Below are 24,479 nucleotides of genomic sequence, written 5' to 3'. Positions count from 1 at the left end.
ATACACATTTAAGCGTGTCAAAGTTGTGTCATTTTGCGACAACATTTACAAGTTTGCCAGGTACAACAATGACTTTCCGTATGGTGCTGCCTTCTAAACGGTCTTGTATCGTTTCCAATGCTTGTTTTTCTAATTCGTCTTTATTAATATCTTTGGCAACCGTTAATTTTGAACGGACTTTACCATTAATTTGAACCACAATTTCTGCCGTGCTTTCTTCAAGTTTTGATTCATCATATGTTGGCCAAGCAACAAGACTGACCGGCGCTTTATTTCCTAAAATTGCCCATAATTCTTCGGCGAGATGCGGAGCGACCGGGGACAGGCATTTTACGAAACCTTCCACCATATCTTGCGGCAGTTTATCTTGTTTATAGGCGTCGTTAATAAAGACCATCAATTGCGAAATACCGGTATTAAAATGAAGATTTTCAAAGTCCTCGGTAACCTTTTTAACTGTTTGATGGTACAGTCTTTCAAAGGACTCTGAAGGTCTATAATCCCGGGCAACTTTTGGACTTAAAGTGCTGTCTTCTTCCGTTACCAATAACCGCCAAATTCTATCTAAGAATCGGCGCGAACCGTCAAGACCTTCCTCAGACCATGCAATGGATGCATCAAGCGGACCCATAAACATTTCATATAAGCGGAGCGTATCGGCACCATGCGAAGCGACAATATCATCAGGGTTAACAACATTGCCTTTTGATTTACTCATTTTTTCATTATTTTCTCCGAGAATCATCCCCTGGTTAAATAACTGCTGGAATGGTTCCTTCGTTGGTACAACACCGAGATCATATAAAACTTTATGCCAAAAACGGGCATATAGCAGATGAAGAACAGCATGTTCAGCTCCGCCGATATAAATATCAACCGGCAGCCATTTTTTCAGCTTTTCCGGATCTGCTAATTGATCGTTGTTATGCGGATCAATGTAGCGCAGGAAATACCAGCAGCTTCCTGCCCATTGCGGCATCGTATTGGTTTCCCGGCGCCCTTTCTTTCCCGTTTCCGGATCAACAACATTGACCCAGTCCTTAATGTTGGCTAAAGGCGATTCACCGGTACCAGACGGCTTAATTTCATCAGTTTTCGGAAGCTCCAATGGTAACTGGTCTTCTGGAACGGGAACCATTGTACCGTCTTCCATATGAATAATAGGTATCGGTTCACCCCAATAACGCTGACGGCTAAACAGCCAGTCTCTCAGCCTGTAAGTCGTCTTTTTATTTCCGAAGCCTTTCTCTTCTAACCATGCGATCATTTTTTCAATCGCTTCTTTTTTGTTTAAGCCATTAAGGAAGTCAGAGTTAATGAGTTTGCCGTCGTCAGTGTAAGCCGCTTCTGAAATATCTCCGCCTTCAACGACTTCAATGATTGGCAGATCAAATTTACGCGCAAATTCATAATCCCTTTCATCATGTGCCGGTACAGCCATAATTGCGCCTGAGCCATATGACATTAAAACATAGTCAGCAATCCAAATCGGCAACTTTTCGCCATTAACCGGATTGATACCGTAACCGCCTGTGAAAACACCTGTTTTTTCTTTGGATAATTCCGTTCTCTCTAAATCACTTTTTCTAGCTACTTCGTCACGATAAGCTTGAACAGCCGGCAATTGTTCATCAGTGACAATTTTATCAACAAGCGGGTGTTCAGGAGCAAGAACCATGTAAGTTGCACCGAACAGCGTATCCGGCCGGGTTGAAAATACTGTCAGCTTCTCGCTGTCATGTCCGGCTACATCAAAGGTAATTTCGGCGCCTTCTGATTTGCCGATCCAGTTGCGCTGCATATCTTTAATACTTTCCGGCCAATCAAGTTCTTCAAGGTCTTCCAGAAGACGTTCAGCATAAGCGGTAATCTTAAGCATCCATTGCCTCATTGGCTTTCTAATAACAGGATGACCGCCCCGCTCACTTTTCCCGTCAATCACTTCTTCATTTGCCAACACGGTTCCAAGCGCAGGACACCAGTTAACAGGCACTTCATCCATATAAGCTAAGCCTTTTTCATATAGCTTAAGAAAGATCCATTGTGTCCACTTATAATAATCCGGGTCAGTCGTATTAATTTCGCGATCCCAATCATAAGAGAAACCCAAAGATTTAATTTGCCGTTTAAAAGTATTAATATTCTTTTGAGTAAAGACACGCGGATCGTTTCCTGTATCCAAAGCATATTGTTCAGCCGGCAGTCCAAAAGCGTCCCAGCCTATCGGATGCAACACTTCATAACCTTGCATTCGCTTCATACGGGCGATAATATCAGTTGCTGTATATCCTTCCGGATGACCAACATGAAGCCCTGCTCCTGAAGGGTAAGGGAACATGTCCAGTACATAAAACTTTTCTTTATTGCTTTGATCATCTGTTTTAAATGTTTTATTTTCTTCCCAATACTTTTGCCATTTTTCTTCAATTTTTTTATGGTTATAAGGCAAGGGACATCCTCCTTCTGCTTAAAAAACATAATTGCTTTATAGAAATTTTACCATTTTAGAGGCTGTTCAAAAAGTTGAAAAACATTTATCCCGGTGCAAAGGACAAAAGCTGCCTATTCAGGCAGTACCTTCTTAACCATCAGCGGGGATGAACAAAAACCCCGCTGATGGAAGTTTCACTTTATTGAACATACACTTTAAAGCATTAAAAAAACCTCCCGCCCTTAACGTTAGCGTTAGGGACGAGAGGTTGGTCACAAAGTTAAATGTTTCCCGCGGTACCACCCTGATTAGTGTAATAATTATCACTCACTTATTGGCACCTTAACGCGGTCTACGGCAATGGCTACTAATCAATTCACCAGTGCAACTCAGAGGCGAGTTCATAATTCGTTACCATTGACTTGCACCCACCGTCAACTCTCTTAAGCTTAACAAAATTACTATTATTCCTCTTCATCGTTATTTGTACAAACTCAACTTAATATTTAATTAGTATTTTATGCAAATCATGAAAAAGTGTCAATACTTTGTTCATATATTTTATATTTTACCCTCATAATCTATGTTTTATACCCTATTAATCGCTTAATTTTAAGGGTGAGGGTTCTTTGTTCAAATTTTTGTCATAAATGAGCGTTGTGAATACCGCTCCGATATAAATAAAGAGAAGAATATAAATCAAAACATGAATGTTGGTAAGATCGACAATAAACCCGCCAATCAAAGGACCGACCATCCGGCCGCCTGTTGAGACACTGTTAACAAAACCTTGATAAAAGCCCGACCTGCCCTTTGGTGCGAGATCCTGAGCAATTGATGGAACCGCAGGCCAGACGAGCATCTCCCCTAAAGTTAAAATAATCATAGATATTAAGAATCCCGTAAACTGATGGGAAAATAACAAAGAAATAAAAGAAATAACAAAAATCGCAATCCCGGTGAGGATTTGTGCTTTGGGCAGTTTGAGATACTTCGTCATTAACGCCGCCAAAGGCTGTCCCAACACAATTAAAAGTCCATTAATTGACCATAACAAACTGTACTTAGCTAAAGGGATGCCAAGCGACTGTGTGTAAACCGAAATTGTCGACTGCCACTGAACATAGGCAATCCAACAAATGAACAAACCGATACATAAAACAACCAAGGCATAAAACTTATGTTTATTTTTAATAGCCCCAGATTGTTCGATAATGCTGGTTTGTACATCAATGGCTTCATTTCTGGGATCAATAGACTTGTATGTTAATAAAACTAAGATTGTAAAAAATAGATACATGAAGCCGTTAACGACAAAAATGTAAACAAAAGAAATCGAGGCAATAAATCCCCCTACTGAAGCGCCTAAAGCTACACCAAGATTTTGCGCCACATACAATGCATTAAATGATTTCCGGCCGCCTTCAGGCCATACCGTACCTGCTAATGCATACATAGATGGAAATATCAATCCTGAACCAAAACCAATAATAGTTAGAAAAATAGTATAAGGCCAAGTACTATGGAAAAGCGCCATTAAAAATCCCGAAACAGTCGCAACAATGACACCGGATAGAATAGATTTATAACCGCCGATACGGTCAAATAGTATACCGCCAATTAAATTGCCTACGATACCGGCACCGGAGTTTAACATAAGTACAAATCCGGCAAACGTTAAAGAATGGCCAAGATGCTCATGAATATAAATTGTATTTAAAGGAAAAAGAAATGAAGTCCCGGTAACATTTAAAACCATTCCAATAATTAAAAGCCATAATGATTTTGGCAACTGCCATACCTCCTTACTTTATAATAGTTTCAGCTAACCAGCAGCAATTGAAATGCATGTCAAAAATCCCGGCGCTTGAATTGTGCCGAGTTACTTTATTTGTTTAAAGCATAAAAAATTCCATTTTTACAATAGGCCAAGACAAAGTCTAACCCTTTTCCGACTAAAAAACAATATGTTTTATTGAACTAGTTTCCATTTTGAGTTAACAAGATATCATGCTAAAATTTAAAAGGCATGTGCGTTATAGAAGAAGTAAAATTTTTTCAGGTTTTGGCAGACATTTGACAGTTTGCATGTATAGGAAGGAGTAATCCTATGTCACATAAAGATATCCCCTCACATTTCGGGGATAAAAAGCGTTATTACTCATGGAGCACTTATTTACGGCAACAATTTGGAGAAAAAATTTTTAAAATCCCAATTGACGGCGGATTTGATTGTCCAAACCGTGATGGAAAAGCAGCTTACGGCGGATGTACTTTTTGCAGCCAAAAAGGTTCAGGAGATTTTGCCGGAGACCGCCGCGATGATTTAATAACCCAATTTAATATAATTAAAGACCGTATGCATCAAAAATGGAAAAACGGCAAATATATAGGTTATTTCCAAGCTTTTTCTAACACTTATGCTCCCGTTGATATTTTACGGCAGCGTTATGAAGTTATTTTAGAACAAAATGGGGTTATTGGCCTATCAATAGCCACAAGGCCGGATTGCTTGCCCGATGATGTCATGGAATACCTTGCAGAGCTTAACGAAAGAACCTTTTTATGGGTTGAGTTGGGACTGCAATCCGCTCATGACAAAACAGGAGAGCTAATCAACCGCGCTCACGACTTTGATTGCTATAAGGAGGGCGTCAGCAAGCTCCGCAAGCATAACATTCGTGTCTGTACCCATATCATAAACGGGTTACCCGAGGAAACACCGGAGATGATGCTGGAAACAGCCAAAGAAGTGGCTAAATTAGATGTACAAGGCATTAAAATTCATTTACTGCATCTGTTAAAAAAGACGCCAATGGTTAAGCAATATAAAAAAGGCATGGTCAAATTTCTCGACTTTGAAACTTATGTAAAGCTTGTAGCTGACCAGCTCGAAGTTTTACCTCCTGACATGATCATCCACCGCTTAACAGGCGATGGACCGGCAAACCTCCTCATTGGCCCAATGTGGAGCACGAATAAATGGAAAGTCCTGAACGCCATCGATCAAGAACTTGAAGCGCGTGCAAGCTGGCAGGGAAAATTCCATTATGGGGTCAGACCCCATAAAGCTGTGGATTGCGTTGATATTGTAACTGAGAGGTGAAGCATCTTGATTATTAAAAATGCCGTTGAGCTTAGCCATGAATATCTGGCAAAAGTGATTCAGCCTGGCGATACGGTTGTTGATGCTACGGTAGGAAATGGTCATGATACGCTTTTTCTGGCAAAGTCAGTCGGCAAAAACGGCTGTGTCTACGGGTTTGATATTCAGAAAGAAGCGATTAATAATACAGAGAAAAAGTTGGCTTCTTGCGATGAAAATGAGCAAGTAAAACTTATTTGCAAGGGCCATCATGAACTGAATGCTTTTATATCAGATTCCACAGAGATAAAAGCTGCTGTTTTTAATTTAGGTTATTTACCCAGCGGAGATAAAACGATTGTTACCAGACCTGAAACAACTATTCAAGCCGTGCAATCGATACAGGAACGGCTTCATAAACACGGATTAATTGTTCTGGTCGTCTACCCAGGACACCCCGAAGGAAAAATTGAGGCTGATGCAGTATTGGATTATGTAAAACATTTAGATCAAAAACAATGGCGGGTGCTAAAATACGAAATGTTTAATCAAATTAACAACCCGCCGTTTTTGATTGTAATTGAGGGGGTCTTAATTGAGGGGGTCTGACCCTGTGAACGTTGTGGAAACTGTGGATAATGTGAATATTTTAAAAAACTATTTTATAAATAACCATCTAATTCCAGCAGCATGATCTCTTCAAGAATTGTTTTTTCCGGCAAATTAAGAACCAGCGGAAGTTTAGCCTTTTCCGCTGGGTTTTCTTTTAATATCGTTAATATTTTCTTTTGAATTTCTGATAGGGAACCGTCTCCGTTCTTCACATCTGATATGTTTCTCTCCTTTTCTGATTTTAGTCCTATAGAATCAAGGCCAAGATATATTTTTGCCCTCTTTTCCAATAACTGATTAGAGCCTTGTGCTTCTTTTACAAAAATGGAGTGAGGGGCTGCATATAATTCTCTCCCTTGTTGTATTGCAAAATCAGCGGTGGTCAGAGCGCCGCTTTTTAATGAAGCTTGTACAACAATCACCTGTTTTGACCATGCAGCAATGAGTGCATTCCTTTCTATAAATTGTTTTGATTTGTGAGGCGTTTCAGGCGGATAGGCACTTAAAACACCTCCCTGTTCAATAAGGGCTTGAAACAATCCCTGATGTTCTGAGGGATAACATTTATCCAAGCCTCCGGCCAAAACTGCTAAAGAATATCCCCCCTGTTTTAAACAGGCAGTTTGTGCATATCCATCAATTCCCTTTGCCATTCCAGAAATTAAAGGTATTTTATTTGCGGCCAGTTGTTCACCAAGCTGGACAGCTGCAAGTTTTGCCTCCTGTGTACACCTTCTTGCTCCCACTGCAGCTATACCTAATTGATCAGGAAGTTTACCCCGAAAATATAAAACAACCGGAGATCTCGAAACTTTCTTAGCTTGTTTAATATATTTTGGATCATCATAGGTAAGCACCTGAATGTTATAAGCTTAGCATTTTTCCAGGATACGTTTTGCTTGATCTAATATTTTCTCTTTATCTATACCTTCTGCCGTTTTTATACCAATGCCATCGACACCCATCCAGCTCGTCTTTCCCCCATAAAAAGCGGCTTCCGGAGATCCAAATTGATTTAATAACCGTTTTTGTAAAATTGGACCGACATTTGGCAGTAAACTTAACCATAGCCAATAAATCATTCTCTGTTCCCCCTTTTAAAATTTCTTGTCCATTATAAGTAAGTCATCTCTTTATGTTCTTTGTCTAAATCTCTTGATAACAGACTGGCAACCATGTCTTGCTTCCGGATGTCATAAGCACCATCCAAATCCGCAAAAGTCCTTGCAATTTTTATAAACTTATGGATAGTCCTGCCGCTGTAATTATAAAGTTTATAGGCTTTTTTCAATAACTCCTCAATGCCTGTATTAAGCTGACAATATTTTTTTATTAAATAAGGTGTCAATTCTGCATTACAAGCAATATGCTCTTCACTATACTTTTTTGCTGAATCAACCGAGCATTAGATACTTTTTCCCGGAGAAACGATGAAGAGGGTCCCTCTTTATTTACCTCAAAAAAATTAACTGCTTTTATATATTTTTGGATATCAATTCTATCAATAAGCGGACCGGATAACTTTTGGCGGTAACGAATGATTTCATAATCTGTACAGCGGCAATTTTCTAAGCCAAAATATCCGCATGGGCAAGGGTTCATCGCAGCAATGAGCATAAAATTTGCTGGAAAGGTATTAGTAGATTGAACGCGGCCGATAGTAACTTTTCTATCTTCCAGCGGTTGACGTAAAGATTCCAGCGTTTTTCTTGAAAACTCGGCAATTTCATCCAAAAATAAAACGCCGTCATGCGCAAATGAAATTTCACCTGGCATAGAGTATTTTCCGCCCCCAATCAAAGCATTGGTGGAAATATTATGATGAGGCGACCGAAAGGGTCTTTCCTGTATAAGTCCCCCTGACTTTAACAGGTTAGCAACACTGTAAATCTTTGTTACTTCCAATGCTTCATCTTCCGTCATAGGGGGTAAAATTGTAGGAATACGTTGAGCAATCATTGATTTACCGCAACCGGGCGGACCAATCATTAAAAGGTTATGCCCTCCTGCTGCAGCCACTGTCATATATTCAATTAAGGTTTCCTGCCCTTTTACATCTGAAAAATCAATTGGTGTCAGTATGTCTCTTTTCGGACTTTGATAACATGTGTTATCAATAAACAACTCCCCTGATAGTGCTTTTACGACATCATGTAAGTTTTCGCAGGAAATGATTTTTATGTCTTTTACCAGTCTTGCTTCTCCCGCATTTTTGCTTGGAACGATTAGATGTGAAATACCTGCTTGTTTGGCTGCGAGAGCCATAGGTAAAATACCTGAACAGGGACGAATATTTCCGTTTAGCGATAATTCACCGATTAAAGCAAAGGACTGAAGAGATGTTTTTATTTGATTTGTTCTTAATAATAATGCACAGGCCATGGCGACATCAAAATGAGAACCGCCTTTTTTTATATGTGACGGTGCTAAATTAATAACAAACCGCCCTTGGGGGAAATTGTAACCACAAGATGTGACGGCTGATTCAAGCCGATCCTTGGCCTCTTTAACCGCTGCATCTCCAAGACCGACAATAGACACGTGTTTATCCCCGTAAATCATATCAGCTTCTACTTCTACAAGATAACCATCAACTCCTGAAATTCCAAAACTATAAACAATTGATGCTATTATCTTCACCTTCTCTCTCAATAAATAGTTTATAATTCTGCTTTTGCGGATTAGGAAAAAAAGATAGTATATGGGAGGTTTGCACATGAGGATTTTTTTCATTAGTAGTATACGCCCTGCAGCTGCTCCATTGGTACTGTTCAGGGGAAGAAATCATACCGGCTTCAACTGGATTGAGATGTATATAACGGCTGACATCCAGTAAATATTTCATTGAGTCAGTTAATTCCGCTCCATAACGGCCTTGAAAAACGTGACCGGCATAATCATATTTCTTATTAATATAGCTCGCATACAGGCTGTTAAGATATTGCATAATAACGTTGGATTTCGTATAAATTGTCTTTGATTGAAGATGAATATGGTTGGTCATAAGGCAATAAGATAAAAGGTAAAAAGGATAGCGTTCGCGGGTTTTCTCAAGGAGGGTTAAATAAGTATCCCGGTCTTCACGGTCATGGAAAATATCAGTCTTTCGGTTTCCACGGCAAGTAATATGATACATGGCCCCCGGATACCAAATACGGGGTTTTCTTGACAAAAAAGGCAGCTCCTTTCTAATAGCTTGTCTAAATCTTAACTAGGGGGAGTAGCTGGAGAAAACAACAGGATACACAAATTATACCACAAGAAACAAAATAGTCACATAAGTCAGACCCCGTAAACCAAATAAAAGTTATCCACAGTTCACAGGGTCAGACCCCCGAAAAGGGAGTTATCCACATTAATATTTGTACAGGCAGACCGGGTCTTTATCAAACCATTCTTTGCGAATGAATGTATGGACTTTGTTGAAAATCTCCTCAACATCTTGAGTCATTGAACCAAATACACGCAGTGTAAACCCTGGGATTGTTAACATTGAAAAGCCTGTTCTTACCGGAAAGTTTTGAGCCTCAAGAAAATTGTTCATTTGGTCCAGAAACTCTGGTGTTGCTTGCTCTCCGATAACCATCATGGAGCCAAAGTGAGTATACCCTTCAAAGAATCCTGTTTCATTCATATTTTGATTTTCGGGTTGAAGTCTGAGCAGGTCATATACAGCTAACTCCCCATCCAAATATATATCTGTCTTTAGCCGCAATGTGTCGTATGTAAAGGGTGTTCCGTCCGGAGACCAGCCTGGTGAAATGATTTCGGCGTAGATGAGTGTTGCGCCGCGCTCCATGCGAATAACCGTTTCCTGTCTGAACTTGGCATCTTTAAAAGCGATAATTGGGTCGGGGACATATTCAAAAAGGCTCCCCTTCTTTAATACAATTTCCATCTCTTGAAGGACAAAGCTTTCAGGCGTCTTATAAATAGTTGTCGCCGATTGATTTGACATAAGCAGTTCTGCATTTTCTTGAAGACGAACATCGATTCTATAAGTATCTCCGTCAACGTAACCGCCGCCGGGATTCACAATAAAAATACTTGGCTGTCCCGAGTCGTCTAAATAAAGCGGTTTAATAACCTTTAACTGATCATAAAAGTAAATATCATCAATAATCGTTTTCTCCTGCTTTTTTTTGGCAGAAAGATATAGATAACCGGTTTTATCTTTCACTTTATTCCAGTCCTACTAATAAAGCATTTTGTTTTAACCAATCGACAACATCCCTAAGTCCTGATTCCGCTTTTAAATTAGTAAAAATGTAAGGTTTGTTGCCGCGAAATCTTTTTGTATCGGCCTCCATTACATTAAGATTAGCACCGACGTACGGGGCGAGATCTGTTTTATTAATAATGAATAAATCCGATTTAATCATTCCTTGGCCGTTCTTTCGAGGAATTTTCTCCCCTTGCGCAACATCAATAATGTAGATGGAAAAATCAACTAACTCAGGACTGAATGTCGCAGATAAGTTGTCGCCGCCGCTTTCAACGAAAATAATCTGCAGGTCAGGGTGCCGTTTTTTCAATTCTTCAATAGCTTCAAAATTCATTGAAGCGTCCTCGCGAATAGCTGTATGCGGACATCCGCCTGTTTCAATGCCGATAATTCGATCGGCCGGCAATACACCGTTTTCCCTTAAAATTTTTGCATCTTCTTTTGTATAGATATCATTCGTAATAACTGCCATGCTGTACTCATCATTCATATACCGTGTCAGTTTTTCTACAAGCATCGTTTTCCCAGCGCCGACAGGACCTCCGACTCCGATTCTGATCGGTTCCATCATTGATCACCTCAATTAACATCGTTTTTAAAGTGACTCTAAAAATCTATGACATAAAGATGCGAACATTCAACCGTTCATGCCTCATCTGAGATAATTCAAGTCCTGGAGAAATGCTCCCAAAATCATCGGGCTCAAGTTTGTTGATAGTATCTGCTGCTTGCCGTAAGGTGCCTTGCAATTCTTGTAACAAACGCTGCCCGGCGGTTTGCCCCAAGGGAATGCCGCGAACACCGTTTTGAATCATGCTGGATGTACATGAGTATAAATAGGCTAAAACAGCAGTTGATCCGGGAACATCCAGATGATGAGCAATCATTGCAAACGCAATGGCCGGATGACCATTAGCTTTATTAGACTCTATTTGCTTTTGATACACTCTGAGATTTTCCAAATCAAACATATCCAAACCTATCTGTATAAATCTTCGTCCCATCTTTGTACTGCCTTCTCTTGATTCTTGAGAAAGATTTTGAACAGTGACAAGATGATCCCATTGCCAAACTGTCTCTAAGTCATCGGCTTCTAATGCTTCATAGGCAAAACGGCAAACCAGACCATCGGTATATACCAATTGTTCTTTAATATAAGCGTTTAACCATTCCGCAAAGGTCTTCTTATCGTCGATGCGCTCTTCCTGGATATATGTCTCAAGCCCAAAAGAATGACTAAAGGCACCTGTCGGGAAATTAGAATCACACCATTGCATAAGCGGCAGCAATGTATCAGTCATGGCTGTGTCCGACATGACGAAACGCTCTTTTCACTTTTCTTTTTTCACGATGATAAGGGATTTCTAATTGGTTTAATAAATCTTCTATCACATAATCATACTTAATAAGCATTTTGTCGCTTTCAAATTGGGCGGGTAAATGGCGATTCCCTAATTGGTGGGCAATATACCCCATTTCCTGGATGCTCCCAGGACTAATGACAAGAAGATCGTCCGGCAATACATCAACGACAATCAAGCTTTTATTATCCATATAAAGGATATCACCGGCTGTAAGGTCCTTTGCTTCTTTTAAACGAATGCCAAGCGTTCGGCCTGTATTGGTTGTTACGCGCTGGATACGTTTAACGAGGTCATCACTTGGCAAATATACAATCTCCTTTAAGCGGTGATTTCTTTCCTTTTCACTAAGGTTATCTATATGACAGACGACTTGCTCAATGATCATCTCATCACCTCAAAATAAGAAATAGCGCTGTGCCAGCGGAAGAACTTCTGCAGGTTCTGAATGTATATGTTCACCATTGAAATACACTTTGTATGTTTGCGGATCGACATCAACATCGCCTGTTGTACTGTTATGAATCATATTTTTCTTTGAAAGTTCACGGACGCCATATATTGGAAGCACAACTTTTTGCAGCCCGAGCTTTTTGTGCAAGCCTTGTTCATAAGCCAATTTAGATATAAATGTAACACTTGTATGATATCTTGCCTTTCCATAAGAAGCATACTGCGGACGGTATAAAACAGGCTGAGGTGTCGGTATCGAAGCGTTAGGATCACCCATAATACTGTGGGCAATCATGCCGCCTTTGATGATAAGATCCGGCTTCGCACCGAAGAATGGCGGATCCCAGACAACAAGATCAGCAAGTTTGCCAACTTCGACAGAACCGATATAAGAGTCAACCCCGTGTGTAATAGCCGAATTTATTGTATATTTTGCAATATATCTTTTGACACGAAAATTATCATTACCCTTCCCTTTGTCCTCTGGCAATGCACCGCGTTGTTTTTTCATTTTACTGGCCATTTGCCAAGTACGCGTGATCACTTCTCCGACCCGGCCCATTGCTTGTGAATCAGAGCTCATCATACTGATAAGACCCAGATCATGAAATACGTCTTCAGCCGCAATCGTTTCCGAACGTATACGCGATTCGGCAAGCGCGATATCTGTTGGGTTATTGGGGTTAAGATTGTGCGTAACGATAATCATGTCAAGGGGTTCCTCAGTGGTATTAACAGTATAAGGAATAGTAGGCGATGTTGAAGAAGGCAGCACGTTTTTCAGACCGGCAACTTTTATAATATCCGGTGCGTGACCGCCGCCTTCACCTTCTGTATGATAAGTATGGATGGTCCGCCCGCCGATTGCTTTTATTGTATGTTCAACAAATCCTCCTTCATTTAATGTATCTGTATGAATACAAGTTTGCACATCACATTTATCTGAAACACGCAAACTATGATCAATGGCCGATAAGGTTGCTCCCCAATCTTCATGGACTTTAAAACCGATCGCCCCTGCCTGCACCTGTTCAACAAGAGGCTCATCCGCAGACGTGTTTCCTTTGCCCCAATATCCAAGATTTATAGGAAATCCTTCTGATGCTTCAAGCATCTTAATAAGATTCCATGCCCCTGGCGTACAGGTTGTTGCCTTAGTTCCTGTAGCAGGGCCTGTGCCCCCGCCAAACATTGTCGTGATACCCGATTCCATTGCTGTACGAACGAGCTGAGCCGAAACAAAGTGAATGTGCGGATCAATGCCTCCCGCCGTTACAATTTTTCTTCCCGCATCAATCACCTCTGTTGACGCACCGATAACTATATTAATATTATCCATTAATAAAGGGTTGCCGGCGTTGCCAATAGCTGCGATCTTTCCATCGCGAATGCCGATATCGGCTTTATAAATCCCGGTATAATCGATGATGACAGCATTAATAATGACGAGATCCATCGCGCCCTCCGCCCTTGTAATGTACGGATGCTGGGCCATGCCGTCGCGAATTGACCTGCCGTCGCCATAAGACGCCTCATCGCCGTAGTACTTATGGTCTTCCTCTACCTCAATAATTAAATCGGTATCACCCAATCTGATTTTATCGCCTTTTGTCGGCCCGAATAATGTTGCATAGTGTTTCCTTGTCATACGAAATCCCATTGTTACTGACCCCCATCTATGCACGCATTTGTTAAGTTATTCAGGCCATAAACACATCGTTTTCCGCCAAGAGCAACTAAATGCACTTCCTTTGTATCGCCCGGTTCAAAGCGGGCCGACGTGCCTGAAGGGATATCTAGACGCATACCATAGGCTCTGTTGCGGTCAAATTGCATAACAGAATTGACTTCATAAAAATGAAAGTGTGATCCTATCTGAACGGGCCGATCCCCAGGGTTAGTGACTTTAAGGGTAATGGCATGCCTATTTGCATTACAGATAATTTCTCCTTCACCATAGATAATCTCTCCTGGTTTCAAATCATTCCCCCCTCTTTAATCACTTTCGACTTCTTTAACTTTGTAATGTAATTCTTATTTTATCGGGTCTTGAACCGAAACGAGCTTCGTACCATCCGGAAATGTTGCCTCTACTTGAATCCAATGCTCGATCATTTCCGGAACACCTTCCATAACATCCTCTCGCGACAATATTTTTGCACCTTCCCTCATCAATTCAGGAACCGATTTCCCATCGCGTGCCCCCTCCATAATTTCATAAGTAATAATCGCCACTGCTTCCGGAAAATTAAGTTTTAAGCCGCGTTTTTGACGCCTCCTTGCCAGATCATTGGCAACAACTACTAATAACTTTTGCTGTTCACGGGCTGTAAGTTTCATAATATACCCTCCTGCTTAATGATCTTAAAGTTCATCCTTAATAAGCTTGTTAACGCATATCTACTCTATATCTATTTCATAATGTAACTTGTATGCCTGTACCCATAAAAATTCCAAAAACAAAAAACAGCTTTCCTCTGGTAAAAGGGAAGCTGTTTATTTTTTTATGTAACACTATAGCAACCTATAGTGACAATTGATTTAAAATATTTCACGGTACTTTGCCGTTTACTTAGTTAAGGCCAGTGACCCCATCGGATCCCAAGGATCAAGTTCAATCGGTTCTTGCTCCCAGGCTTTTAATAAATCCCCGGACAGGTATTTTTTATTTATAACAATTTGATAAGTATATTCATCCATCCAATTATCGCTCATTACAAAATAGCCTTTATGCCCAACATCTTCACCCCAGCTGTTTTCCACTTTCCACCGGTCAGGTTCACCGTCTAAAAGATTTACTCCAGTCAGCACCATAGCATGTGTTAACATACTTTCTTTATAGTCCAATCGTTCAGCTTTGGTAAGATTGAAATGGGTGCTGAAGGCTGCTTCGTAATCATAGAGATCCGGATCTAATATGCCTATCTTACGATCAGAATATCTTGAAACATCACAACCAAACCAAACAGTTTCGCCGTCCTTGATTTGTTCCAAAGCCAGCGCTTTAAGCGTTTTCATATCGACATTAAGATATTTAATTTGTCTTCCGTTGACGACATTTCCAAGGAATTTTACCGTATAAGTTTTGTTGTAAGGCTTATCCTTTGTCGGGGCATTGATAATGCTGACATAATCATCTAAATTTTTCTCAACGTATTTCTTGAAAAACCCTTGAGGCGATAAATTTTCATCACTGTGAAAATCACCTTCTTTATCTCTATACTCAAAATCAAATGTTTTTGGCGGTTCACCTAACGCAAACGCTAATATAGTGTAAATGTCGTCTAGCATGTTAATTTTGGCATCTTCTAATTCTTTTTTGGATTTACCCTCTTTTTCATATGATTGTCTTAAATCACGAGCACATTGCCGTAACTTAGCATCTAAAATTGAATTTAGTTCTTTTGATTGGCTGCTTTGATATGTTTCCGGCATCACCTGTTTTGGGACAACCCCGTATTTATCAACAAGAGCAACCAGCATATCCCATTGACCGCCGTCTTGCTGCGGGTGAGTTAAAAGCCAAGAAAGAAGCCTTCCATCCAATGGTTCCTCCAGTGTTTTTATAATGCTGTCTAAAAAGTAATTAGACTTTTCAAGTTTATCCCAGAACATCATGTAATTTTGAGATAACTCAAAGTCCTCTTTAATATTAAAACGCTCACTTATTTTATGGCGAAAAGTATTAAGCGCTGCGAAAATCCAGCATCTTCCGCTTTTCTTTTGATTGGCTACTTCACCTGTTTCAATTTCTTCTGAGAAGACCGGATTCATCGCTACAATTGAATTATTATCCAGCGCTGCGCCATTAATCCCATTGGTCATAATGGCATCTTTTAACACTTTATTTATTGGCGTTTCATTAAGACTTTGTGTATATTTTTCAATCATTTCTTCTGATAATTCACTCATTGTTTAATCCCTCTTTTCCTAATAACTTACGTATATAGGATAGGATTATTAAGAAAAAATATGTATTACCGCTAAATTTACAAAAAACACCTTAAAAGCCTTCTCATATTTTTAATTAAATGAGCTAAAATAATCAGGTACCTTTAGAAAGGAGTGTTTTTAAAAATGACACAACAACAAGGAAATAACATAGGAAATGTTGCGCTTCCTTTATTAGCCGCTATTGGTACTGGTGCAGCAACTTATTACACTTTACGAAATAGCCAAAATGCAAACCAGCAGTCAATGCAACAAATTGGGCAATCAATGCAACAGTTCTCAGGTGCTGCTAATCAACAAAAAAATCAACAAAACCAGTATTCTTAAGACAAATCCTATAAAGTTTTTATTAAGCACGGCGGCAATTTAATTTGCCCCTGTGCTTTTTTCATTTAGTTAATTTTTCTTAGAGTCTCCTTAAAAAACACATCCAAGATAAAATTTCCGCTGCTCAAGTTATTTTAAAATGACCAATTATATTTAATTATATTCATGATATAATCCCCATACAGATGGGGATTTCAAGTATGATTTATTTATTCTCAAGCAATATTACCGCCTTACCTTGCTTTTCAGAAAGACCTTCTCCTTATCTTATCCATCACAAACCTGCTTTTAGGCAGGGTAGGCATTCTCACCATACTGAATCTTAAATCCTGATCAGGCACTTCATACTCTATATGTTTTATCAGAAAGTCAAAGCTTGTCTTCATCACTTCAACAGTCACCCACTCTCCCGCACATCGATGTCCTTTGTAATAGTCGCCGCCTCCCTGGGGAACAAAATCAAACAGACTCCCTTCCCAATTGCTAAACCGTTCAGGCCGGAATTCATTAGGCTTTTCCCATAAGCGCGGATCATGATTGATACCATACATATCAAGTAATACCAATGTTCCTTTTTTGAAATGACACTGTTTCCAGGTAAAGTCATGACGTACCCGTGCACCTAAAAAAGGGCCAAAAGGATAAAAACGGCGAATTTCCTGGACAAACATTTGAATATAGTTGTCTTTATTGGCCAGCAACTTCTCCCGGCATTCGGGATGCTCATGTAAAGCCAGTGCACCAAATGTAATATATGTTGCAATTGCAACAATCGGTCTTAATATATTTATCAGTTCGACGGCTGCCATTTGTGTGTCTAAAAGTTTTCCGTATTGATTTTGGTGCCAGGCCATTGCATAAGCTGCTGTATCTTCAGGAGGGTGCAGCTTGAAGGAACGGATTTGATCAATGATCTCTCTGATCCATTTTTCCGCTCTTTGGCGTGCCGATTTCCCGCTCCAGTATCTCGGTCCTATGGCTCCAAATGCATCAACCATTGTCCCAAAATCGTTTGCCCTCTGCTTCACTTCTGATTCCAATAACGGAACACCAGCCCACTGACAAGCAACACGGCATAGGATTTCCTGCACTTCATCGAAAAGGACTATCTTCTCCTTCCTTTCCCATCTGCCGATACTGGCCTGCCATTGTTCCCGGGTAAGATCTGAAAGAACTTTTAGCCGTTCAGGAGTCATTAGCGACATAAACAAAAGCTTACGGTGTTTATGCGCGGCACCATCCATTGTCTGCACACCATTTTCCCCAAACAACGTTTTTTGTACTCGTTTCGGTGCTGCTCCCTTTCTCTGAAATCGTTCATTATCATAAAACACCTTTGCAGCTTCCTCTCCGCTCATGCAAATCACTTTTTGGCCTAGCAAACGTGTTCGAAAAATGTCAGACTGAAAACGTTGGCATCTATTTTGAATAAACCGATAACCTTCACACAACACAGCAATGGTATTATCTAAGCTTTCATCAACAGGAATTGGGCTATTCAAGTCTATTGATCCTTGCCCATTATTTTTTCTGTTTCGAAGGGTATAATATGTCGCCGCTCCTGTCCCGACAGCAGCTAAAAACGGAAGAATGACATTTCTTTTATTATTTCCGTGTTGCCCTTGTTTCTCCATTACTTGATGCCTCCTTGTTTCTATACATGGATTATGATGCTTAAACTGGCGGGAAATTATAAATGGATTTAAGAAAAATTAACAACATAGTTTTACTTAATTAACGAATATGAATAAAAGGTGTACCTTTCTTCTTTTTAGGGAATAATATGAATCATTTAACTTCCTGTTTTTAGAAAAAACATTTTATTACACTGTAAAACGAGATTCAATTATGTTATTTTTACTTTAGAGAGCGTTTTCAATTATGACAAGGGAGATGGAATATGATGATGGATTATCAGTACCGCCGTAAAGCATATGAACTATTATCCCAGCAGAGAGAAGACGTTTTGAAAGAGTTAAAAGAAGAGTATTTAAAGAAGAAACCTGATCACATTGACCGTTTTTTTAAAGGCTGCAGAGCTGCCTTTTCATCCTTTTTCCATTTTTTTTAAAATAAAAAGGAAATCTAAGTTGGATTGTTCCAATGTTAGATTTCCTATGAAACTTACTTAATAACTGCCGGCTGAATCCAGCCCTGCCCGTTTAATGATTTTAGTGCTTTCTTCATTAAGTCCTATTAGCGTCACTTTTTTATGATTACCTTTATACTTTTTGACCACTTTTGCAATGGCTGTTACACTGGAATGGTCCCAAATATGAGAATGGGTAAAATCAATTTCTATATCATCAGGGTCTTGTTCATAATCAAATTCTGATATAAAGCGGCTTGACGTTCCAAAAAACATTTGCCCAGAAAGGATATAAGTTTTCTTATTTCCTTCGGTTTTAGAAGAAATCTTAATATGAGCCATTTTCCAGCCAAATACAATCGCACATAAAGCGACACCTAACACAACACCTATTGCTAAATTCTTTGTATAAACAACGACTGCGACAGTTAAAATCATTATCATCGCTTCCGATAACGGGTATCTATTTAAATGCCGAACAGAGTGCCAATCAAAAGTACCGACAGAAACAGTAATCATTACCCCTACTAATGCCGCCATTGGCACTTGCTTTACAACATTCCCTAATAGAATAATAAGGATTAATAGGAATACACCCGCTACTAAGGTTGACAGCCGTTTTCTTCCCCCGGACATTACATTAATAACCGATTGCCCAATCATACCGCATCCTGCCATGCCGCCAAATAATCCGGAGACAATATTCGCAATGCCTTGGCCCCTTGCTTCACGGTTTTTATTCGATGGCGTTTCCGTCATTTCATCAACGATTGTAGCTGTGACCAATGATTCGGTCAGCCCGACAATTGCAATCGCTAAGGAAGTAGGAAATACGATAAAAAGGGTATTTAATGATAAGGGAACAGATGGAATATGAAAGACTGGAAGGGCGTTGCTAAGATGGCCCATATCTCCTACGGTTTTTAAATCAAACTTAAAGGCAAAACTAATAATGGTCATAACTATAATGGCGACTAATGCAGATGGAACAGCCTTTGTGACATAAGGAAACAAATAAACGATAGCCAATGTACCAGCTAACATCGCATACATCATCCAATTAGCATGAACGAATTGAGGGAGCTGTGCCATAAAAATGATAATGGCCAATGCATTTACAAAACCGGTCAAAACGGTTTGTGGCAGGAATGAAAGCAGGCGTCCAATTTTCAGTACCCCAAACACAATTTGAATAATCCCTGTTAAGATCGTGGCTGCAAATAAATACTCCACTCCGTGATCATGGACCAGTGAGACCATCAGGACGGCCGTTGAACCGGTTGCTGCTGAAAGCATCGCCGGACGTCCTCCCGTAAAGGCAATCACAATGGCAATACAAACAGATGCATAAAGCCCTACCATAGGATCGACACCGGCAATAATAGAGAAGCCGATAGCTTCCGGGATAAGTGCAAAAGCAACTGTTAATCCTGATAAAAAGTCTGCTCTGACATTCGAAAACCATTCTTGTTTAATTGCCGCAAAGTTCAAACACTATCACCTCATATTAATTTTTATCAACATTGACTTTTGACTCTCACAAAAGCCGGGGCCGTTTGTAACCAAAATATCCTATCATAGAATACAAGATTTGTATAGACGAAAAAAGTAAAAAGGCCTCCCCCTGTTAAGAAAGAAGCCTTTTCTCATATCATTTAGTAAAACAAGTTATACACTTGGCTTAAAACGGCGATATAGCCAGCCGTTAATAAAAAAGAACATTCCGGCACCGCCGGCCTTTTTCATAATCTTCCTTGCCAGGATGCGAACTTGCTGCTGTTTGGCTACTTTTTTGTCAGCTAAATAAATACCTAATAACCCTCTGTTAACCATCTTGTGGAAATTAACATCGGGAAGATTTGAGATGCTTTCATCAGCTTGTTCAATAAAATGATTGAATCTGTCCATCATCATTTCTTCGCTTTCATAATAAAAACAAAAATTTAAATCGCCGCCCTGTTTGTCTTCTTCTTGGTCTATAAAATAGTCTAATAAAATATGCAATCCCTGCACCCAGGGGAAATATCCTTCTTTCAGCTGAATGGCCAAGTCTTTCATATGATGTTGACCAGCTGCATATGAAACGATACAAAAGATTCCAAGCGTTGACCCGGAGCAGGCAGAAAATTCATACCAGCTCATTTCCGGCAATTTTTCTTGATACCGGCGAAACCACTCTTGCAGCCTTGGCACCCGCTGATCCTGCTTAACATGCTTATGTACTTGGAGATCACAATAAAAACCTGCCAATTCATGGAGAGACGGCTGAATATCTTTTAAAGACGGCAAATGTTTCAAAAAATCTTGGCATGTCCTAACCAAGTCAGCCAAGTAGCCGTCATCAGATGTTATCTTGCGGAACCGGTAATAATCTTTAAGATCTGCACCTGGAGTGAGCGCATCAAGCATTGATTCATGCAATGCCCGAAAGTCCGCCGGATCAAGTGAAACGCTTCGATCGCAAAGATTATCAAGATAATCACTGATTGTTTGATAAGCAACAATAAAGCGGATAACCTTTTGATACTCATCTTTAGCAAGAAGGCTGTAAATTGAACCGCCTTCGCAGTGAAAAGTTTTGGTTTGAATACTTGCCAAGGCTTGCTTTCTCAACTCTTCATCCGGTATAGCCATTGCTTTTTCTTTCCACTTCTCTAATTCCTGATGTACATTTGGAAGAACTTTTCGATAAATTTGTGTCATCATTCCAAAAGGTTTTTTAGGTATTTTCACTAAACAGTCCTCCAGACGACATATTGTTTTCGATAAATGTTAAAGCATGTTGAAAAACAGTTTTTCTTTCGGGTTCATTAAATATTTCATGGTATAAACCAGGCCATTCTTTATAGGTCTTATTTTTTATATTTAAAGAGTCGAACCATTCTTTAACTGAATGCTTATTAACTATTTTATCATCTCCTGCTTGTAAAATAAGCATAGGAAGGTCCGGGAATTTATCTATATTTTGAAAAGCTTCTTCCATCGCAGTTTCTAATTCCCAATACCACCGCGCTGAAATTTTTGTAAGCATAAGAGGGTCTTCAGCATCTCTTTTTAAAACCTCTTCATTACGGGTTGCCTTTTTGTTGCCTGCCGATCTTTTGGTAGGAATTAATAATTCCGGTGCTATTTCGTTTAATAAATATCCTGTTTTCTTTAACAGTGCCGGAAAAGGAAAAGTAAGCCCTAAGCAAGGCGAAGATAAAACAACACCTTGAACGTGTATTCTTTTTTCTTGCAACATTCTTATTATCGACAATCCGCCCAGGCTGTGGCCGAGAAGAAATAATGGCAGCTGAAACTTTTTTCCGTCCTTTACCCAAAATTCAATTGAATTAATATATTCATTAAAGCTTTCGATATGTCCTTTTTTTGACGGGCTTTTTCCGTGGCCGGGCAAGTCCCCCATGACAACATGGAATCCCGCATTCAGCCATTGATCTCTTAGCCACTGGTAACGCCCATGATGCTCGCCGGAACCATGAACAATGACGATAACGCCTTTAGGCACATTTTTGGTTTCCCAAGCCCACACTTGTGCCACCCCTTATATGTTATAATTTTTTCATACTTTCTTTATCCGATTTGTTCTGCTAACCGTTAGCGGGAGAAAAAACCCTCCCATTAATAGAGGCTTTACTTTATTATACTAAGTTATCAGGAGGTGAATACATATGATCTTACCATACAATGGGGTTTACCCTGAAATTTCAACAAGCGCATTTATTGCGCCGGATGCTGTTATCAGCGGTGATGTCAAGATTGGGGAAGAATCGAGCATTTGGTTTGGAACGGTTATACGCGGTGATGTCGCACCGACGCGTATTGGCAACAGGGTTAACATTCAAGATTTAAGCATGCTGCACCAAAGCCCTAATCGTACGCTTATCATAGAAGACGATGTGACAGTCGGTCATCAGGTGACCATTCATAGTTCGATTTTACGTAAGAATTGTTTGATTGGCATGGGATCTATTATCCTTGACGGCGCAGAAATTGGAGAAGGGGCATTTATAGGTGCGGGAAGCCTTGTTCCTCAAGGAAAAGTCATCCCTCCGAATGTACTGGCTTTTGGACGTCCTGCAAAGGTCATCCGGCCTTTAAATGAAGCAGATATCCAGGACATGGCAAGGATCCGCCGTGAATATGTCGAAAAAGGGCAGGCATATAAAAGGCAGATTACAGAAGAGTAGTTTATAAAAAGAGGAGCTGATTGTGATCAGCTCCTCTTGCTTTTTTAAGCTTCGGTTTTAAGAAGTTCGGCTTTGTCTGTTTGTTCCCATGGCAAATCAACATCAGTACGGCCGAAGTGTCCATAAGCTGCTGTTTGTTTATAAATAGGTCTTCTAAGGTCAAGCATTTTAATAATACCTGCCGGACGAAGGTCAAAATGTTTGCGAACAAGTTCAACAAGGCGTTCTTCGGTTACCTTGCCGGTTTCAAAAGTATCAATGGAGATAGATACCGGCTCTGCAACACCAATAGCATAAGCAAGTTGGACTTCGCATTTATCTGCTAATCCGGCCGCAACAATATTTTTTGCGACATAACGCGCTGCATAAGCCGCGGAACGGTCAACCTTAGTAGCATCTTTTCCGGAGAAAGCACCGCCGCCGTGACGGGCATATCCCCCGTAAGTGTCAACAATGATTTTACGGCCTGTTAAACCGGCATCGCCTTGAGGTCCGCCGATAACAAATCGCCCTGTCGGATTAATAAAATACTTTGTATTTTCATCAATTAATTCTTCAGGTACGATCGGTTTAATGACGTGGTTGATAAGATCTTCTTTAATTTGTTCTAATGTTATTTCCGGGTGGTGCTGAGTGGAAATAACGATTGTATCAACACGTTCAGGTTTTCCTTCTTCATTATACTCAACAGTTACTTGTGTTTTTCCATCCGGTCTTAAATAAGGAACTGTTTCGTTCTTTCTCACTTCAGCCAGGCGTCTTGACAGCTGATGGGAAAGCGAAATTGGCAGCGGCATTAATTCAGGTGTTTCATTAACAGCAAAGCCGAACATCAGCCCTTGGTCACCTGCGCCAATTGCCTCTATTTCGTCATCAGTCATTTGGCCTTCACGCGCTTCAAGTGACTGGTTAACGCCTTGGGCAATGTCAGGAGATTGTTCATTAATTGATGTTAATACCGCGCAAGTTTCTGAATCGAAACCGTATTTCGCCCGGTCATAACCAATTTCACGAACTGTTTCTCTGACAACCTTAGGTATGTCAACATAGGTTGAAGTCGTAATCTCTCCAGCAACTAGAACCAATCCTGTACTGACTGTAGTTTCACAGGCGACACGCGCATTTGGATCACTCTTAATGATTTCATCCAAAATGGCATCCGAAATTTGGTCGCAAATCTTATCAGGATGGCCTTCTGTTACAGACTCAGAAGTGAACAAACGTCTAGAATATTTTTTTGTCATCCTAATCCTCCCAAAATATAATAATGAAATAATATGTTATGAAAACGGTACTCGTGCCCCTGAAAATTTGCATGAAAAAAGCCCTTTCCAACTGAGGACAAGGACATTATAACTCTCGCCTCTTATCGTCAAGGTTGAACTAACCTTGCAGGTTAGCACCGTTCCCAGCACTCAGAACTGCGCTGATTACGCTATTTAGGCGCCGGGTGGTTGCCGGGTTTCACAGGGCCTGTCCCTCCACCTACTCAGGATAAGAGCAGCCGTTTTTACTAAGAATAGCGCAGGCGACAACAACTGTCAATAAACAATCAAATTGTCTAAATACAATTAATATATTTTAGGTTATACTATTTAGATAGTTAAATATGTTGGATTGAAAAATTAGAGATATCATTATTATATCTGAAATAACCATCAAAAATCCCCATTTACTTAGGACAATACCCATTTATATGTTCCAACGTATATTTTTTAAAAATAATTCGCAATTAGTATGGACTAAAGAATA

Annotated in this window: 25 protein-coding genes, 1 riboswitch and 1 other annotated feature; of the genes, 5 read left to right on the top strand and 20 right to left on the bottom strand. The window is 40.0% G+C overall.

Going from position 1 to position 24,479, the window contains the following annotated elements:
• Positions 1-28: 28 nt before the first annotated feature.
• Together leuS and ACFQRG_RS11465 are read right to left on the bottom strand one after the other, a co-directional pair.
• Positions 29-2,449, bottom strand: coding sequence for a leucine--tRNA ligase (gene leuS / locus ACFQRG_RS11470; protein WP_380966084.1), 2,421 nt, complete (start codon positions 2,447-2,449; stop codon positions 29-31).
• A 235-nt stretch (positions 2,450-2,684) separates the two neighbouring features.
• Positions 2,685-2,918: a binding site (T-box leader), on the bottom strand.
• Between the two features lie 111 nt (positions 2,919-3,029).
• Positions 3,030-4,223 carry an MDR family MFS transporter gene (locus ACFQRG_RS11465; protein ID WP_380966083.1) on the bottom strand — a complete coding sequence of 398 codons (1,194 nt, stop codon included), beginning with the start codon at positions 4,221-4,223 and terminating at the stop codon, positions 3,030-3,032.
• A gap of 318 nt (positions 4,224-4,541) precedes the next feature.
• Here ACFQRG_RS11465 and mnmL point away from each other — a divergent pair, with 318 nt between their 5' ends.
• Both mnmL and mnmM read left to right on the top strand, forming a co-directional pair.
• On the top strand, positions 4,542-5,537 hold the full coding sequence (mnmL, locus tag ACFQRG_RS11460; protein ID WP_380966082.1) for a tRNA modification radical SAM protein MnmL/YtqA: 996 nt from the start codon (positions 4,542-4,544) through the stop codon (positions 5,535-5,537).
• A 6-nt stretch (positions 5,538-5,543) separates the two neighbouring features.
• The gene (gene mnmM, locus ACFQRG_RS11455; RefSeq protein ID WP_380966081.1) at positions 5,544-6,125 is read left to right on the top strand and encodes a tRNA 5-(aminomethyl)-2-thiouridylate-methyltransferase MnmM; all 582 of its coding nucleotides are present in this window, start codon (positions 5,544-5,546) and stop codon (positions 6,123-6,125) included.
• Positions 6,126-6,178: 53 nt separating this feature from the next.
• Here mnmM and dprA read toward each other — a convergent pair whose 3' ends face one another.
• From dprA to ACFQRG_RS11390, 13 genes are all read right to left on the bottom strand, one after another.
• Positions 6,179-6,985 carry a DNA-processing protein DprA gene (dprA, locus tag ACFQRG_RS11450; RefSeq protein ID WP_380966080.1) on the bottom strand — a complete coding sequence of 269 codons (807 nt, stop codon included), beginning with the start codon at positions 6,983-6,985 and terminating at the stop codon, positions 6,179-6,181.
• A gap of 15 nt (positions 6,986-7,000) precedes the next feature.
• On the bottom strand, positions 7,001-7,210 hold the full coding sequence (locus tag ACFQRG_RS11445; RefSeq protein WP_380966079.1) for a hypothetical protein: 210 nt from the start codon (positions 7,208-7,210) through the stop codon (positions 7,001-7,003).
• A 32-nt stretch (positions 7,211-7,242) separates the two neighbouring features.
• Complete coding sequence (locus tag ACFQRG_RS11440; protein WP_380966078.1) at positions 7,243-7,476, bottom strand: magnesium chelatase subunit ChlI family protein; 234 nt, start codon at positions 7,474-7,476, stop codon at positions 7,243-7,245.
• Positions 7,473-8,768: a YifB family Mg chelatase-like AAA ATPase gene (locus tag ACFQRG_RS11435; protein ID WP_380966077.1), complete on the bottom strand. Its 1,296-nt coding sequence runs from the start codon at positions 8,766-8,768 to the stop codon at positions 7,473-7,475. The genes ACFQRG_RS11440 and ACFQRG_RS11435 overlap by 4 nt, the downstream gene beginning before the upstream one ends.
• Entirely contained in the window at positions 8,740-9,300 is a 561-nt protein-coding gene (locus tag ACFQRG_RS11430; RefSeq protein ID WP_380966076.1) for a transposase, read from the bottom strand. The genes ACFQRG_RS11435 and ACFQRG_RS11430 overlap by 29 nt, the downstream gene beginning before the upstream one ends.
• Before the next feature lie 183 nt (positions 9,301-9,483).
• The gene (locus ACFQRG_RS11425) at positions 9,484-10,308 is read right to left on the bottom strand and encodes an urease accessory protein UreD (protein ID WP_380966075.1); all 825 of its coding nucleotides are present in this window, start codon (positions 10,306-10,308) and stop codon (positions 9,484-9,486) included.
• Position 10,309: 1 nt separating this feature from the next.
• A complete protein-coding gene (ureG, locus tag ACFQRG_RS11420) occupies positions 10,310-10,921 on the bottom strand; it encodes an urease accessory protein UreG (RefSeq protein ID WP_380966339.1) in 612 nt (203 codons plus the stop codon).
• Between the two features lie 46 nt (positions 10,922-10,967).
• Positions 10,968-11,669 (bottom strand): urease accessory protein UreF, encoded by a 702-nt coding sequence (locus ACFQRG_RS11415; RefSeq protein WP_380966074.1) that lies wholly within the window; start codon positions 11,667-11,669, stop codon positions 10,968-10,970.
• Entirely contained in the window at positions 11,647-12,102 is a 456-nt protein-coding gene (gene ureE, locus ACFQRG_RS11410) for an urease accessory protein UreE (protein WP_380966073.1), read from the bottom strand. Before ureE ends, ACFQRG_RS11415 begins: the two co-directional genes overlap by 23 nt.
• A gap of 9 nt (positions 12,103-12,111) precedes the next feature.
• A complete protein-coding gene (gene ureC / locus ACFQRG_RS11405) occupies positions 12,112-13,827 on the bottom strand; it encodes an urease subunit alpha (RefSeq protein ID WP_380966072.1) in 1,716 nt (571 codons plus the stop codon).
• A 2-nt stretch (positions 13,828-13,829) separates the two neighbouring features.
• Complete coding sequence (gene ureB / locus ACFQRG_RS11400) at positions 13,830-14,147, bottom strand: urease subunit beta (protein ID WP_380966071.1); 318 nt, start codon at positions 14,145-14,147, stop codon at positions 13,830-13,832.
• Between the two features lie 54 nt (positions 14,148-14,201).
• On the bottom strand, positions 14,202-14,507 hold the full coding sequence (locus ACFQRG_RS11395; protein WP_205004389.1) for an urease subunit gamma: 306 nt from the start codon (positions 14,505-14,507) through the stop codon (positions 14,202-14,204).
• A 228-nt stretch (positions 14,508-14,735) separates the two neighbouring features.
• Entirely contained in the window at positions 14,736-16,079 is a 1,344-nt protein-coding gene (locus ACFQRG_RS11390) for a C1 family peptidase (RefSeq protein ID WP_380966070.1), read from the bottom strand.
• 165 nt (positions 16,080-16,244) lie between these two features.
• On the opposite strand from ACFQRG_RS11390, the gene ACFQRG_RS11385 reads away from it, so the two are divergent.
• Positions 16,245-16,445 (top strand): hypothetical protein, encoded by a 201-nt coding sequence (locus tag ACFQRG_RS11385; protein ID WP_380966069.1) that lies wholly within the window; start codon positions 16,245-16,247, stop codon positions 16,443-16,445.
• A gap of 245 nt (positions 16,446-16,690) precedes the next feature.
• Here ACFQRG_RS11385 and ACFQRG_RS11380 read toward each other — a convergent pair whose 3' ends face one another.
• Entirely contained in the window at positions 16,691-17,947 is a 1,257-nt protein-coding gene (locus tag ACFQRG_RS11380) for a cytochrome P450 (protein ID WP_380966337.1), read from the bottom strand.
• A 398-nt stretch (positions 17,948-18,345) separates the two neighbouring features.
• On the opposite strand from ACFQRG_RS11380, the gene ACFQRG_RS11375 reads away from it, so the two are divergent.
• Complete coding sequence (locus ACFQRG_RS11375) at positions 18,346-18,516, top strand: hypothetical protein (RefSeq protein ID WP_380966068.1); 171 nt, start codon at positions 18,346-18,348, stop codon at positions 18,514-18,516.
• A 57-nt stretch (positions 18,517-18,573) separates the two neighbouring features.
• Here the strand turns inward: ACFQRG_RS11375 and ACFQRG_RS11370 are convergent, their stop codons facing one another.
• The 3 genes from ACFQRG_RS11370 to ACFQRG_RS11360 all read right to left on the bottom strand — a co-directional run bounded on the left by ACFQRG_RS11370 (position 18,574) and on the right by ACFQRG_RS11360 (position 22,069).
• Complete coding sequence (locus ACFQRG_RS11370; protein WP_380966067.1) at positions 18,574-20,025, bottom strand: SulP family inorganic anion transporter; 1,452 nt, start codon at positions 20,023-20,025, stop codon at positions 18,574-18,576.
• 177 nt (positions 20,026-20,202) lie between these two features.
• On the bottom strand, positions 20,203-21,267 hold the full coding sequence (locus ACFQRG_RS11365) for a tetraprenyl-beta-curcumene synthase family protein (protein WP_380966066.1): 1,065 nt from the start codon (positions 21,265-21,267) through the stop codon (positions 20,203-20,205).
• A complete protein-coding gene (locus ACFQRG_RS11360) occupies positions 21,254-22,069 on the bottom strand; it encodes an alpha/beta hydrolase (protein ID WP_380966065.1) in 816 nt (271 codons plus the stop codon). Before ACFQRG_RS11360 ends, ACFQRG_RS11365 begins: the two co-directional genes overlap by 14 nt.
• Positions 22,070-22,208: 139 nt before the next feature.
• Here ACFQRG_RS11360 and ACFQRG_RS11355 point away from each other — a divergent pair, with 139 nt between their 5' ends.
• Positions 22,209-22,727: a gamma carbonic anhydrase gene (locus ACFQRG_RS11355; RefSeq protein ID WP_380966064.1), complete on the top strand. Its 519-nt coding sequence runs from the start codon at positions 22,209-22,211 to the stop codon at positions 22,725-22,727.
• Between the two features lie 44 nt (positions 22,728-22,771).
• Here the strand turns inward: ACFQRG_RS11355 and metK are convergent, their stop codons facing one another.
• The gene (gene metK / locus ACFQRG_RS11350) at positions 22,772-23,971 is read right to left on the bottom strand and encodes a methionine adenosyltransferase (protein ID WP_380966063.1); all 1,200 of its coding nucleotides are present in this window, start codon (positions 23,969-23,971) and stop codon (positions 22,772-22,774) included.
• Between the two features lie 119 nt (positions 23,972-24,090).
• A riboswitch (SAM riboswitch) is annotated at positions 24,091-24,228 on the bottom strand.
• Positions 24,229-24,479 lie beyond the last annotated feature (251 nt).

Source organism: Scopulibacillus cellulosilyticus (assembly GCF_042665295.1).
Lineage (GTDB): Bacteria > Bacillota > Bacilli > Bacillales > Sporolactobacillaceae > Scopulibacillus_A > Scopulibacillus_A cellulosilyticus.
Note: the sequence above shows the minus strand (reverse complement) of the source record. Positions and strands in the feature narration are given on the sequence as shown.